A 13,818-nucleotide genomic window follows, 5' to 3' on the forward strand; every position below is an offset into this window, starting at 1 on the left:
CGGGCCCCGGAGCCGGCTCGATCCTCGGTCAGCGGAGCGCGGAGACGCGTGCGGCCACCTCCTTCACGTCCCGGATCCGGCGCTCGTAGCGGGCCGCGACCGCGATGAGGGTGACGCCGCCGATGCCCGCCCACGCCCACCAGGGGACGGTCACCGAGGCCTCGCGGATCCACGGCCAGAGCTGGGCGATCGCGTGCACGAGGAGGACGCCGCCGCCGATGAGGAAGGGCGCCCGGAGCTTCAGGCGCGCTCCCATCAGCAGCGTCGCCAGCGCGAGGACGCCGAGGCTCACGATGCGCCACGCCGGGCTGGGGCCGAGGTCGGCGAGGAGCGGCGGGAGGAGCAGGACGAGGAGCCCCGGAGCCAGGTGGCGCATGCTCCCGGCGGACGCGTCGCGGATCAGGCGTCGACCTCCGACCACGAGGAGCCCCGCGGCGATGGGCACCGTGACGGTCTCCACCGGATCCGCGGCGCCGGTCGCGATCAGCACCGCGGCGACCAGCCCGCCGACGACCAGTGCCGCGATCGCGAGGACGCGGTCCTGCAGCAGGGGAGCGGCGGGGAGGCGGCTCCTCGACGAGTCCACCTCCGTCTCCGCCGGAACGCGCGCCGTCATGCGCGCCGATCCCGAGCAGACGACGTGGAGGGCGGCGATCAGGCCCACGACGAGGGCGGCGCGCGGTCCGGCATCGGGCATCCGCTCGGCATGGGCACGGAGGATCCCCGCGGTGCCCACGGCTCCCGCCCCGAGCAGCGCGACCAGCACGGCGGCTCGGGACGCCGCTCGGAGCAGGGCGTCCTCGGTGGCACGCGCGCCGAGGGGTTCGCTCGCGGGTGCGGCTCGGTCCGCGGCGGGCTCGGCCGGGTGGGTCGTCTCTCGTCGCGCGTCCGTGCGGGTGCCGGGCAACGCCTGCGGGAGTGCGGGCAGGAGGCCGACGGCGAGCACGAGGATCGCGGCGGTCACGAGCGTCCCGAGGTCGGTTCTCACGAAGGAGGCTGGCTCGGAGGCGTCCAGCTGGGCGACGGCCCTCCCGAAGCCGACGAGCGGCACCGTGAGCCCGGACGCCGCCGCGGTCGCCAGGAGGAGGGGTCGTGTCGGCGACGCCGAGCTGGCGCCGCGGAGGCCGGCGGCGCAGAGGAGCAACACGACGGCGGCCGCGATCCCCAGGACGAGCGGACGGACGGGCGTCCCCGTCCACGAGGCGACGGACGTCGGCAGGGCGGCCAGGAGAAGGGCGCCGAGGAGGACGGGCGCCGCCCCGGACGCCCCGGCGGGGAGCGGCGACGCGTCGCGACGGTGGCCGGGGATCCCCCTCTGGAGGAGCGCGGCCACCACGAGCATCACGCCGGCCGGAGGCAGGACGTAGGGCTCGACGGCGTCGACACGACCGCGGCCGAGCGTCAGCCACAGCGCCGCGGAGCCGAGGACGAGGGCGATCCAGCCCACCTGGCGCCTCTGGCGCTGCCCCGGCGTCATCGACGCGATGAGCACGGCCACCCCGGAGAGGAGCAGGGCGACGGGGAGCCCCGCGGCATCGGCGGCCGCGCCGACCGCGACGGTCCCGGCCACGAGCACGCCCGTCGCCACGTCGGCGGAGTGTCGGAGGAGCCCGGCGCCCGGCCAGGACGAGCCTGCGGGGACCGCCGCCCGATTCCGGAGGCGGTCGGCGGAACCCACCCCCGCGACGAGCACGGCGACGATGGCCGGGACGGCCAGTGCGGCGGCGTCGACGGACACGTACCCGCCGCGCCAGGCGAGGAACGCCACCACCACCGCTCCGAGCAGCGCTCCCGCAGCGGAGGCGGCGAGCACGCCCCGGTGCACGGATCGGAGCACGAGCAGCGCACCGGCTCCCGCCACGAGGGCGACGCTCGCGACGAGCGGACGGACGACGCCATCGCCGGAGCCGACGGACGCGGACAGCACGATTGCGACGAGCGCGGTCGTACCCGCCCACGCGGATCCGGCGATGCGCGCATCCGCGGGGCCCCGCGCGCCGCGGAGGACGAGCGCGCCGATCGCGACGAGCAGCACCGCCGTGATCGTCAGCTGGAGGTCGACGGCCGGCTGGCGGCCGACGTCGCCCCCGGCCAGGCGCAGCGCGCGCGTGCCGCCGACGACCAGGAGGCCGATTCCCCCGCCGATCACGACGGCGTGCAGCAGCGGACGGACGGGGGACGCCGCGCGACGCAGCACCGCAGCGCCGCCCAGGGCCAGGGCTGCGCAGATGGCGGTCAGGAGGTAGGGACGGAGCACGTCGTCGGGACGACCGACGGCGGCGAGGGGGAGGACGGCCGTGAGGATGCCCGCGAGCGTCAGCGCCGTGACGCCCCTGCGCACCCGTGGCCCGAGCGACGACCCCGTCCCGTCTCCGTCGGCGCGCACCGCCGCTCGGTGGATGAGCGCGGCGAGGAGGAGCAGCGCACCCGCGACCGGCAGCCAGTACGCCTCCGACGAGGAGTTCCCGGTGGCCAGCAGCCGCGACCACACCGCCGCGATCCCCGTGGCGAGCGCCGTCCAGCCCCAGGCACGGCGGGCGCTCCGGGACAGGAGCAGCCCGTCGCGGGCGACCGAGAGGACGAGCGCCGTTGCGGAGAGCAGGAGCAGCGGGATCCACAGGAGCTCACGCCCCTCGCGCGTCGGGTCCGAGGAGGCGGCGACGAGCAGAGCCCCGGTCGACACCGCGGCCGAGCCGACGTCGAGGGCGACGCGCAGCGCCCGGGACGCGTGTCGGTAGGCGAGGAGGGCCGCGATGGCCACGAGGAGGCCGACCACGGCGGGGAGGACGCCGTGGGGTGCGGCGCCGCGATCGACCAGGGCACCGGCGGTCAGGATCGCGAGCAGCAGCGTCGGAGCCACGAGGGCGGCGGTCGTGAGACGCCAGCGACGAAGCGCCGTGGTCCCCGGCGCCCGCGCGGCGGCAGCCTCCTCGTCCCCGCGCGGCGCCCGCGTGGGCAGCCCGACGCGTCGCGCGCCGCCGCGGGTCCAGGCCACGAGCCCCGCGACGAGGATCACCTGCGCCGCGATGGACCAGACGGGTGAGCCCGTCAGCACACCGCCGACCCGATCCGCCCCGACGATCGCGACCGGCAGGGCCGTGATGCACGCGGGGAGCAGGAGCGTCGCGAGCAGGGCGCGCCTCCGCACGCCCGGGCGCCCGGGCAGCACGCCGGCGACGAGGATCATCAGCCCCGATGCCAGCAGGAGGAGGACGACGGGGTCCGCGGCCGCGTCGAGCGCGCTCGTCACGGGCGTGTCGCCGATGACGCGCGCCGAGGTGAGGGACGGGCCGAGGCCGCCCGCGGCGACGAGGCCCACGAGCGCGGCGCCGGCCGTCGCGAGGCGGGCCGCGGCGTCGGCGCGCGCGGTACGCGATCCGGCGACGAGGAGCAGCATGACGACCGGCGTGGCCGCCCACCATGTGCTCGTGCTCGCCCAGGACGCAGCCCCGGCGAGGGCGCCGGTCGCGAGGGACGACGCGATGAGCGGGCCAGCGGGGATCACGGCGGGGCCGGGCGTCCGGCGGGATGAGAGGCGCCAGGCTAGAGCTGCGGCGGAGGCGATGAGGGAAGCGGCGACCACGACGGACACGGGACCGAGGGCGGGGAGGACGGCGATGAGCGTCGCGGCACCGCTCCAGGCGAGGAGGCTCCGTCGTTCCCCGAGGCGTCGGCCCGCGAGGGCGCCGACCACCGCGACGATCCAGACGAGGGCGATGCCGAGAGCCGCGGCGCGGACGTCCCCGGGCAGATCGGCGACGTCGCTCGACCGGCCGAGGACGACCAGCGGATCGTCGAGCGGACCCCGCTCCCATGCGGGGAGGCCGACGACCAGGGCGGCAGCGATCCCCCCGAGGCCGGCGATCGCGGCGGGCAGCGCCGCGATGACGGCGACGAGCAGGGCCGCGATGGCGGCGATGCGCGCGGTGCCGGCCGCGGCGGCGTCGGGCAGCCGTCGAGCGGCCACGTCGAGGACGGCAGCCGCGAACGCCGCCGCCACGAGCTGCGCGCAGAACGTGAGCAGCGCCGGCCCGCCCGTGAGCGCCGTCACCGGCAGGGCAGCCGAGGCTCCCACGCCCGCGACGATCGCGGCGAGCATGCGGAGCGGATCCGACGGGGACGCCGTCGACGTCGGGGCCGAGAAGGTCGCGGCGTGCACCGCGTCCGGGTCGCCGCCGTGCTCCGCCGACGGCAGGTGCACGTGGACGGCGTCCGCGGGCGGAGCGGTGACGGGATCCACGTCATCGACGCCGAGCTCACCGCCGGGGTCCCCGGAGACCGCGGGCCGGGCGAGCGCCCAGGCGTGCGCGCCGCTGGCGACGGCCGCGACGAGGAGGGGGAGCACCGGGACCGCGTCGGGGGCGAGCGCGCTGGCGGCGCCCGCCACGAGGGCGGCGGTCGCGGCGGTCACGCCGACGACCCGGAGGATCCCACGCTCGAGCGGGTCGGGCAGGGTGACCGCACGTGATCGGGGCGCCGCGTGGACGAGGGCCACGGCCGAGGCGGCCGCCAGGGCGAGCGCGGTGCGGGTCCCGGCATCCGCTGACGGCACGGCGCCGACGAGGAGGCCGGCGGCGACGGTGAGTCCGGCCCATCCGGCGATGCCCGCGGCGCGGATCCGGAGGAGAGGCCGGAGCGCGAGGAGCGCCGCGGAGACGACGAGCGTCCCGATGCCGAAGTGGACGAACGGGTCGTTCGAGGCCGCTCCCGCCAGGTCGTAGGACCGCACGGCCCAGACGTCGAGGTGCAGCAGCACCACGCCCACCACGCCCACGGCCTCGGCGGTGCCGGGCAGCCGACGCCGGGCGAGGATCGCCGCCGCCGCGAGCGCCGCCAGGGTGACGGCCGCCGTGATCGCGGCCCGGACGACCAGCCCGTAGGTGACGAAGGCGTAGACGACGTAGAAGACGGCCGCCACGGAGAGCAGGACCACGCCGATGGCGAGCAGCACGGCCGGGACGCTGATGCGGCGCCGGGGCGCCGCGGCTGCCGGAGGAACGGGAGGCGGGATGCGGATGGGCCCCTGCTGAGGTCGGGGCGCAGCCGGCGATGGCGCGGGCGTCGCGGCGACGGCCATGGTCCCCGGCTCGGCGGCGGCGGTCGTCGCCAGGGGAAGGGCGCCCGTGAGCGCGGGAACGGACGCGGCCGGGGTGCCCCGAGGGGCAGGTGCGACGACCGCGGCCTCTCGGGCGCCCGCCACCGGCTCGCTCCACCGTCGCATCGCCTCGAGGAGGTGCTCCCGCTCGGCGATCGCGTCGACCACGCGGCGCGACGCGTCGAGGACGGCGGCGGCGTCGGGCGCTCGGACGTCGAGCCCGCATCGCCCGCAGACGAGCGCGCCCAGCGGCGCGAAGCAGGCCGGGCAGAGCTCCGTGCGCAGGAGGTCGTGGGGTCGTGCGGCCCAGGGCTGCGCCCGGATCCACGATGCCCGTGCGTCGTCCTCGACCATGCAGCCCCCCGAGCTCGCCCGTTGCGGAAGCTCCCAGGCTATCCACGGACCAGGACGCTATCCGGCCCGACGGGCGGCACACGAGGGCCCGCCCCGAACGGGGGAGGGACGACCTGGCGACAGGGCTGGGGAGGACGGGACGCGGGGAGGCGGCGGACCGAGATGGAGGGGATGACGGGAATCGAACCCGCGTGATCAGTTTGGAAGACTGAGGCTCTACCATTGAGCTACATCCCCGCGACGCCGGTGCGACCGCCCCCGAGGGGCCGTGCTCCGGATGCGCGGGATCCAGCGTAGCGCAGGCTCCCGTCGCCGGTGACCAGCGGCGGGCACGAGTCGGATAGGCTGTGCCACGGTCGGATCGGCTTCCGCGCGCCTGCACGAAGAGGGGCACGGCGCCCGCCTCGACCGAGGGAATGCGTGGCAGCCGGGGCGTAGCGTAGTGGCTAGCGCGTCCGCTTTGGGAGCGGAAGACCGCAGGTTCGAGTCCTGTCGCCCCGACCACATCCCCGACGACGAAATGCCGTCTCAGCCGAGGCGCGTACCGCGATTACAGGAGAACTCCACACGTGAAGACCACGGTCGAAAAGCTGAGCCCCACGCGCGTCAAGCTCGCGATCTCTGCGACCCCCGAAGACCTGAAGCCGCACATCGACCACGCATACGGCCACATCGCCGAGCAGGTCGCGATCCCCGGCTTCCGCAAGGGCAAGGTGCCGCCGCCCATCATCGACCAGCGCGTCGGTCGCGAGGCCGTCCTGGAGCACGCCGTCAACGACGGCATGGACGGCTTCTACCAGGCCGCCGTCAAGGAGACGGACATCCGTCCCCTCGGCCGCCCCGAGGCCGACGTCAAGGAGTGGCCCGGCAAGGACCTCACCGGCGACCTCCTCCTCGAGATCGAGGTCGACGTCCGCCCCGAGTTCGACCTGCCCGCGTACGAGGGCCTCGAGCTCACCGTGGACTCCGTCGAGGTCACCGACGACGAGGTCGCGACCGAGCTCGACAGCCTCCGCAGCCGCTTCGGCACGCTGATCACGGTCGACCGCCCCGCGAAGACGGGCGACTTCGTCCAGATCGACCTCACCGCCACCATCGCCGGCAACGCCGTCGACACCGCGAGCGGCATCTCCTACGAGCTCGGCTCCGGCGACCTCATCGACGGCATCGACGAGGCCCTCGAGTCCCTCACGGCCGGCGAGAGCACCACCTTCGAGTCGAAGCTGCTCGGCGGCGACAACGAGGGCGAGACCGCGGAGATCGCCGTCACCGTCCAGTCCGTCAAGGAGCGCGAGCTGCCCGAGGCCGACGACGACTTCGCGCAGATCGCCAGCGAGTTCGACACCATCGACGAGCTGCGCGCGGACCTCAAGGTCCAGGTCGGCAAGTCGAAGGTCTTCGGCCAGGTCACCCAGGCGCGCGACCAGATCGTCGACAAGCTCCTCGAGACCGTCGAGATCCCCGTCCCCGAGAAGCTCGTCGAGGACGAGGTCCACCGCCACCTCGAGAACGAGAACCGCCTCGAGGACGACGTGCACCGCGCCGAGGTCAAGGAGTCCAGCGAGAAGGCCTTCCGCCAGCAGCTGCTCCTCGACGTCATCGCCGAGAAGGAGGAGCTGAAGGTCAGCCAGGACGAGCTGACCCAGTACCTCATCCAGGGCGCGCAGCAGTACAACATGGAGCCCAACGAGTTCGTCCAGGTGCTGCAGCAGAACAACCAGATCCCCGCCATGGTCGGCGAGGTCGCGCGCAACAAGGCCCTCGCGGTCGTGCTCGACAAGGCGAAGGTCGTGGACGCCGACGGCAAGGTCGTCGACGTGACCGAGTTCACGCAGCCCGTCGTGCGCGACGCGGACGCCGCGGTCGAGGAGCCCGCCGACGCGGACGCCGAGGCCGTCGTCGAGGACGCGCCCGCCGAGGAGACCGCCGCCGAGGAGGCTCCCGTCGAGAAGCCGAAGAAGAAGGCGCCCGCGAAGAAGAAGGCCGCCGAGAAGGCCGCCGACTCCGAGTAGTCGCCGCGGCCGCCCGTCTCGACGAGCGGCGACATGAGGGCCCGGGGAGCATCTGCTCCCCGGGCCCTCGTGCGTCCGGCGGCCGCCGGATGCGCGAGGGGCGGCCGTGCGCTCCGCCCGCGTCGGCCGTGCGCTCCGCCCGCGGCGGCCGTGCACTCCGCCCGCGGCGAACACGGGCATCGGCGCGGATCCGCTCCGATAGATTCATGACTCGAAGCGACGAATGAATGGGAGCTCGAACAATGGCCGAACCGACACTGGTACCCGGTGTTTTTGACCGACTGCTGAAGGACCGCATCATCTGGCTCGGATCCGAGGTCCGCGACGACAACGCGAACGAGATCTGCGCGAAGATCCTGCTGCTGGCGGCGGAGGATTCCGAGAAGGACATCTTCCTGTACATCAACTCGCCCGGCGGTTCCATCACCGCGGGAATGGCCATCTACGACACCATGCAGTTCGTCCCCAACGACATCGTCACCGTCGGGATCGGCATGGCCGCGTCCATGGGACAGCTGCTCCTCACGAGCGGCACCAAGGGCAAGCGCTACATCACGCCGAACGCCCGCGTGCTGCTGCACCAGCCCCACGGCGGCTTCGGCGGCACGTCGAGCGACATCCAGACGCAGGCCCAGCTCATCCTCTCGATGAAGCAGCGCCTCGCCGAGATCACCGCGGGCCAGACCGGCAAGACGGCCGAGCAGATCAACGAAGACGGCGACCGCGACCGCTGGTTCACGGCGCAGGAGGCCCTCGAGTACGGCTTCGTCGACCACATCCGCGAGTCCGCCACCGACGTCGTCGGCGGCGGCGGCACCGAGACCTCCTGAGCGTCAGACAGAAGAGACAGGCAGAGAAGAAGAACATGGAACTCCCCACCTTCGGCGGCGCCCGCGGCGCCGGCTCCACCGCCACGAGCCCGTCGTCGCGGTACATCCTCCCCAGCTTCGAGGAGCGCACGGCCTACGGGTACAAGCGCCAGGACCCCTACGCCAAGCTCTTCGAGGACCGCATCATCTTCCTCGGCGTGCAGGTCGACGACGCGTCGGCCGACGACGTCATGGCCCAGCTGCTCGTGCTCGAGTCGATGGACCCCGACCGCGACATCGTCATGTACATCAACTCGCCCGGCGGCTCCTTCACGGCCATGACGGCGATCTACGACACCATGCAGTACGTCTCGCCGCAGATCCAGACGGTCTGCCTCGGTCAGGCGGCCTCCGCCGCGGCCGTGCTGCTCGCCGGCGGCGCGCCCGGGAAGCGCCTCGCGCTCCCCAATGCCCGCGTGCTCATCCACCAGCCCGCCACGGGCGAGTCGAGCGGCGGCCAGGCGTCCGACATCGAGATCCAGGCGGCGGAGATCATGCGCATGCGCTCCTGGCTCGAGGACACGCTCGCGAAGCACACCAACCGCGACCGCGACCAGATCAACCGCGACATCGAGCGCGACAAGATCCTCGGCGCCGACGAGGCGCTGGAGTACGGCCTCATCGACCAGGTGCTCACCTCGCGCAAGAACCTGACGGCGGCCATCCCCGCCCGCTAGGCCCGCACGGACGGAGGGGCGGTCGGCATCAGCCGACCGCCCCTCCTGCGTGCCCGGTGGATCAGGCGGCCGGTTCCTCCAGCTCGCCGCGCTCGATCGCCTCCCGCTCGAGCTCCCGCACGATGGGCAGCACCTGCGTGCCGAACCGCTCGATGTCCTCGAGGTAGTGCAGGAATCCGAGGAGCAGCAGGTCGACCCCGCGCTTGCGGTACTCGACCATGCGGCGCGCGATCTGCTCCGGCGTGCCGATGAGGCCCGTGCGGAAGCCGTCGTTGTACTGCACGAGGTCGCGGAACGTGGAGTCGGACCACATCCCCTTGCCGTCCCCGGTGGAGGCTCCCGCCTGCTTCACCGCCTGCCGGAACCCCTCGACGGCGTCCGGGTTCGCCTTGGCGATGATCTCCTCGAGCACGTCCTGCGCCTCCCGCTCGGTGTCGCGCGCGATGACGAAGCCGTTGAGGCCGAACTTGACCCGCTCGGTGCGGCCGGCGGCGCGGGCCGATGCGAGGACGTCGGCGCGCTGCTCCTCGAAGCCGGCGAAGTCCTTGCCGTTGGAGAAGTACCAGTCGGTGACGCGGCCGCCCATCTCGCGGGCGTCCGTGCTGTTGCCGCCCATGAAGATCTCGGGGTGCGCCCGGCCGGGCACGTCGACGGGCGGCGGCTTCAGCGTGAAGTCGTGGATCCGGTAGAAGTCGCCCAGGTGCGTGAACTCCTTCTCCGTCCAGAGGCCGCGGAGCACGCGGATGAACTCCTCGGTGCGGCGGTAGCGCTCCCCGTGCTCGAGCCACGGCTCGCCGAAGCCCACGAACTCGTCCTTGAGCCAGCCGGAGACGACGTTCACGGCGGTGCGCCCGTGCGACATGTGGTCGGCCGTGATGATCCACTTCGCCAGCACGCCCGGGTGCCAGAGCCCCGGGTGCACGGCGGCGATGACCTTGAGCCGCTCGGTCGCGAGCAGGAGGCCGAGCGAGAACGACGTCGACTCGTGCTGCTGGTCGGCGCCGTAGGACGCGGCGTACCGCACCTGGCTCAGGGCGTAGTCGAAGCCACGCCGCTCGGCGAGCTGCGCCACGCGGACGTTGAAGTCGAAGTCGAAGTGGGTGCGCTGCTCGATGTCGCTCGTCACGAGGCCGCCCGAGACGTTCGGGACCCAGTAGGCGAAGGACAGCGCGTCGGGGGATGCGGGATGGGTGTCGTCTGTCATGCGCACATGGTGGGCGACGGAGCCGGGAGCGTTCCCTCGTGTTGCGCCGTGTGACGGCGGAGTGTCGCACATCGGGTCCTCCGACGGGCCGCGCCCCCAGGGGTCCGGAAGATGTCGGGCGCTCGGGTTAGGCTCGTTCCACATCGCACGGTTTCCGGGGAGGAATTCATGGCACGCATCGGCGAGAGCGCGGATCTGCTCAAGTGCTCCTTCTGCGGGAAGAGCCAGAAGCAGGTCCAGCAGCTGATCGCGGGACCGGGCGTCTACATCTGTGACGAGTGCGTGGAGCTCTGCAACGAGATCATCGAGGAGCGCCTGGCCGAGGCCAGCGAGGAGACGACGGGTGAGTTCGACCTGCCCAAGCCGAAGGAGATCTTCGGCTTCCTCGACGAGTACGTCATCGGGCAGGAGGCGGCCAAGCGCGCGCTGTCCGTCGCGGTCTACAACCACTACAAGCGCGTCCGGGCCGTCAGCACCATCGGGCCGGCGGAGACCGTGGGCGACGAGATCGAGATCGCCAAGAGCAACATCCTCCTCATCGGGCCCACCGGCTGCGGCAAGACGTACCTGGCGCAGACGCTGGCGAAGCGGCTGAACGTGCCGTTCGCGGTCGCCGACGCGACGGCCCTCACCGAGGCGGGCTACGTGGGCGAGGACGTGGAGAACATCCTCCTCAAGCTCATCCAGGCCGCCGACTACGACGTGAAGCGCGCCGAGACCGGGATCATCTACATCGACGAGGTCGACAAGATCGCGCGCAAGGCCGAGAACCCGAGCATCACGCGCGACGTGTCGGGCGAGGGCGTGCAGCAGGCGCTGCTGAAGATCCTCGAGGGCACGGTCGCCTCGGTCCCGCCGCAGGGCGGCCGCAAGCACCCGCACCAGGAGTTCATCCAGGTCGACACGACCAACGTGCTGTTCATCGTGGCGGGCGCCTTCGCCGGGCTCGAGGACATCATCAGCCAGCGCGCGGGCAAGAAGGGCATCGGCTTCGGCGCCCCGCTGCACCGCAAGGACGTCAACGCCGACGTGTTCGGCGAGGTGCTGCCGGAGGACCTGCACAAGTTCGGGCTCATCCCCGAGTTCATCGGGCGTCTCCCCGTCGTCACCACGGTCACCCAGCTCGACCAGCGCGCGCTTATGGAGATTCTCACCAAGCCGCGCAACGCGCTCGTGCGCCAGTACCAGCGCATGTTCGAGCTCGACGGCGTGGAGCTGGAGTTCGAGCAGGGCGCGCTGGAGTCGATCGCCGACCTGGCCGTGCTGCGGCAGACGGGTGCGCGTGGCCTCCGCGCCATCCTCGAGGAGGTGCTCGGGCCGATCATGTTCGACATCCCCTCGGACGACGAGGTGGGTCGCGTGGTCATCACGCGCGAGTCGGTCGTGCAGAACGCCGCGCCCACCATCGTGCCGCGTGCCTCGATGCTGCGCGCGGAGAAGTCCGCCTGAGCCGGACTGCTCACCGACGCCGCACGACGAGAGCGCCGCACCCCGTGAGGGGCGCGGCGCTCTCGTCGTGGGGCGGCCGGATCAGTCGGCGAGGCCCCGGCGCGCGAGCAGCGGCTCGATCACAGCGTCGCGACCGCGGAAGTCGCGGTACGCCTCCAGCGGGTCCTTCGATCCGCCGACGCCGAGGAGCCGCGCGCGGAACCGGTCGCCGTTCGCTCGCGTGAGGCCGCCGTTCTCGTGGAACCACTCGACGGTGTCGGCGTCCAGCACCTCGCTCCAGATGTAGGAGTAGTAGCCGGCGTCGTAGCCGCCCGCGAAGGTGTGCTGGAAGTAGCTCGACGCGTAGCGGGGGAGGACGGCCGGCACGTCGAGCCCGACGGCGGCGAGCGCATCGGCCTGGAACGCGTCCACGTCCTCGACCCGGTCGGCGACGCCGATCCGGTGCCAGGCCTGGTCGAGGAGCGCGGCGCCCAGGTACTCGCTCGTGAGGAAGCCCTCGTTGAAGGCGCTGGACGCCTGGACCGCGGCTACGAGCTCCGCCGGCATCGGCTCGCCCGTCTCGTGGTGCACGGCGTAGGAGGCGAGGATCTCGGGCCAGAGCATCCACATCTCGTTCACCTGGCTGGGGAACTCGACGAAGTCGCGGAAGACGTTCGTGCCGGCGAAGCGCGGGTAGGTCACGCGGGCGAAGAGGCCGTGCAGCGCGTGGCCGAACTCGTGGAACAGCGTGTTCGTCTCGTCGTAGCTGAGCAGCGTGGGCTGGCCGGCGGGCGGCTTGGGCACGTTGAGGTTGTTGAGCACGACCGTGGGCGTGTCGAGCAGGGCGCTCTGCGAGATGAGCGGGTTCATCCACGCGCCGCCGCGCTTCGAGTCGCGCGTGTGGAGGTCGAGCACGTAGAGACCCACGGGGGATCCGTCCTCGTCGCGCACCTCGAACACGCGCGCGTCCGCGTGGTAGGCGACGATGTCGTCGCGCTCGGCGAAGGTGACGCCGTACAGCGCGGTGGCCGCCCGGAAGACGCCGTCGCGCAGCACGCGCTCCGCCTCGAGGTAGGGGCGCATCCGCTCGGTGTCGACGTCGTAGCGCTCCGTGCGCACCTTCTCGCTGTAGAACGCCCAGTCCCAGGCGGCGAGCTCGAACGTCGGCTCGCCGCGCTCCTCCTGCGTGCGGTCGATCACGCGCTGCAGCTCGACGGCCTCGCCGCGGGCGTTGCGGGCCGCGGCCGGGGCGAGGCGGCCGAGCATGTCGGCGACGGCCTGCGGCGTGCGCGCCGTCTGGTCGGCGGTGACGGCGGCGGCGTGGCTCGGGAAGCCGAGGAGGGCGGCGCGCTCGGCGCGGAGGCGGGTGATCTCGAGCACCAGCGGGCGGTTGTCGTGGTCGTTCTCCCGTGCCGCGCGGGCGAGGGACGCCTCCATGATCCGCTGGCGGAGGCCGCGGTCCGTCAGCTGCGACAGGTACGGGTGTCCGGTCGGCAGCACCAGGGTGATGAGGTGCTTCCCGTCGAGCCCGCGGTCGGCGGCGGCCTGCGCGGCCGTCGCGATCGCACCAGACCCGAGGCCGTCGAGCTCCGCCACGTCGTCGACCACGACGGCGAGGTCGTTGGTGTCCTCGAGCAGGTTCGACTCGAAGCGCGTTGTGAGGACGGACAGGCGGCGGTTGAGGTCGCGGAGCAGGTCCTTCGCGTCGTCGCCGAGGCCCGCGCCCGCGATGGTGAACTCGGCCAGATAGCGCTCGACGAGGTACACGGACTCGGCGTCGAGGCCCGACTCGTGACGCGCGTCGTGGACGGCGCGGATGCGGGCGTAGAGCGCGGAGTCGAGGCGGATCGCGTCCTCGTGGGCGGCGAGCTCGGGGGCGATCTCCGCCTCGAGCTCGCGGGTGAAGGGGGAGCTGTCCGACGAGGTGAGGGTGAAGAAGACGTGGCCGACGCGGTCGAGGATCCGGCCCGATCGTTCGAGCGCGACGAGCGTGTTCTCGAACGTCGGCGGCTCGGTCGACTCCGCGATGGCGCGCACCTCCGCGAGGTGCTCGGCGATGCCCGCCTCGAACGCCGGACGGAAGTGCTCCTCCTGGATCTCGGCGAAGGGGGGCATGCCGTAGGGGAGGGTGCTCGGTTCGAAGAAGGGGTTCGGGGGCGTCGTCATACTCCGAGCCTAG

The 13,818-nt window shown here is 73.0% G+C and carries 7 protein-coding genes and 2 tRNA genes; 5 read left to right on the forward strand and 4 right to left on the reverse strand.

Going from position 1 to position 13,818, the window contains the following annotated elements; translation table 11 throughout:
- Positions 1 to 28: 28 nt before the first annotated feature.
- Positions 29 to 5,449: an SCO7613 C-terminal domain-containing membrane protein gene (locus tag JOE38_RS02335; protein ID WP_204574689.1), complete on the reverse strand. Its 5,421-nt coding sequence runs from the start codon at positions 5,447 to 5,449 to the stop codon at positions 29 to 31.
- 163 nt (positions 5,450 to 5,612) lie between these two features.
- A tRNA-Gly gene (locus tag JOE38_RS02340) sits at positions 5,613 to 5,686 on the reverse strand.
- A 191-nt stretch (positions 5,687 to 5,877) separates the two neighbouring features.
- Between JOE38_RS02340 and JOE38_RS02345 the strand changes: the two genes are divergently transcribed.
- The 4 genes from JOE38_RS02345 (at position 5,878) to JOE38_RS02360 (ending at position 9,007) form a co-directional block, all read left to right on the forward strand.
- Positions 5,878 to 5,953: transfer RNA gene (locus JOE38_RS02345), tRNA-Pro, on the forward strand.
- A 65-nt stretch (positions 5,954 to 6,018) separates the two neighbouring features.
- Complete coding sequence (gene tig, locus JOE38_RS02350) at positions 6,019 to 7,461, forward strand: trigger factor (RefSeq protein ID WP_204574690.1); 1,443 nt, start codon at positions 6,019 to 6,021, stop codon at positions 7,459 to 7,461.
- Between the two features lie 242 nt (positions 7,462 to 7,703).
- Positions 7,704 to 8,291: an ATP-dependent Clp protease proteolytic subunit gene (locus JOE38_RS02355; RefSeq protein WP_012038150.1), complete on the forward strand. Its 588-nt coding sequence runs from the start codon at positions 7,704 to 7,706 to the stop codon at positions 8,289 to 8,291.
- 35 nt (positions 8,292 to 8,326) lie between these two features.
- Entirely contained in the window at positions 8,327 to 9,007 is a 681-nt protein-coding gene (locus JOE38_RS02360; protein ID WP_012038151.1) for an ATP-dependent Clp protease proteolytic subunit, read from the forward strand.
- 61 nt (positions 9,008 to 9,068) lie between these two features.
- On the opposite strand, the gene sfnG is transcribed toward JOE38_RS02360, so the two are convergent.
- Positions 9,069 to 10,211 (reverse strand): dimethylsulfone monooxygenase SfnG, encoded by a 1,143-nt coding sequence (sfnG, locus tag JOE38_RS02365; RefSeq protein WP_204574691.1) that lies wholly within the window; start codon positions 10,209 to 10,211, stop codon positions 9,069 to 9,071.
- A 168-nt stretch (positions 10,212 to 10,379) separates the two neighbouring features.
- On the opposite strand from sfnG, the gene clpX reads away from it, so the two are divergent.
- Positions 10,380 to 11,660 carry an ATP-dependent Clp protease ATP-binding subunit ClpX gene (gene clpX, locus JOE38_RS02370; protein WP_015490154.1) on the forward strand — a complete coding sequence of 427 codons (1,281 nt, stop codon included), beginning with the start codon at positions 10,380 to 10,382 and terminating at the stop codon, positions 11,658 to 11,660.
- An 81-nt stretch (positions 11,661 to 11,741) separates the two neighbouring features.
- On the opposite strand, the gene JOE38_RS02375 is transcribed toward clpX, so the two are convergent.
- Positions 11,742 to 13,805, reverse strand: coding sequence for a M3 family metallopeptidase (locus tag JOE38_RS02375; protein ID WP_204574692.1), 2,064 nt, complete (start codon positions 13,803 to 13,805; stop codon positions 11,742 to 11,744).
- Between the last annotated feature and the right edge of the window lie 13 nt (positions 13,806 to 13,818).

The organism is Clavibacter michiganensis (genome assembly GCF_016907085.1).
GTDB classification, from domain to species: Bacteria; Actinomycetota; Actinomycetes; order Actinomycetales; family Microbacteriaceae; genus Clavibacter; species Clavibacter michiganensis_O.

Bases quoted from the DNA above. Each gene is read 5' to 3' on its own strand.
- JOE38_RS02360 (WP_012038151.1), top strand. From the start codon at position 8,327: ATGGAACTCCCCACCTTCGGCGGCGCCCGCGGCGCCGGCTCCACCGCC.
- JOE38_RS02335 (WP_204574689.1), bottom strand. From the start codon at position 5,449: ATGGTCGAGGACGACGCACGGGCATCGTGGATCCGGGCGCAGCCCTGG.
- JOE38_RS02355 (WP_012038150.1), top strand. From the start codon at position 7,704: ATGGCCGAACCGACACTGGTACCCGGTGTTTTTGACCGACTGCTGAAG.
- JOE38_RS02375 (WP_204574692.1), bottom strand. From the start codon at position 13,805: ATGACGACGCCCCCGAACCCCTTCTTCGAACCGAGCACCCTCCCCTAC.
- clpX (WP_015490154.1), top strand. From the start codon at position 10,380: ATGGCACGCATCGGCGAGAGCGCGGATCTGCTCAAGTGCTCCTTCTGC.
- sfnG (WP_204574691.1), bottom strand. From the start codon at position 10,211: ATGACAGACGACACCCATCCCGCATCCCCCGACGCGCTGTCCTTCGCC.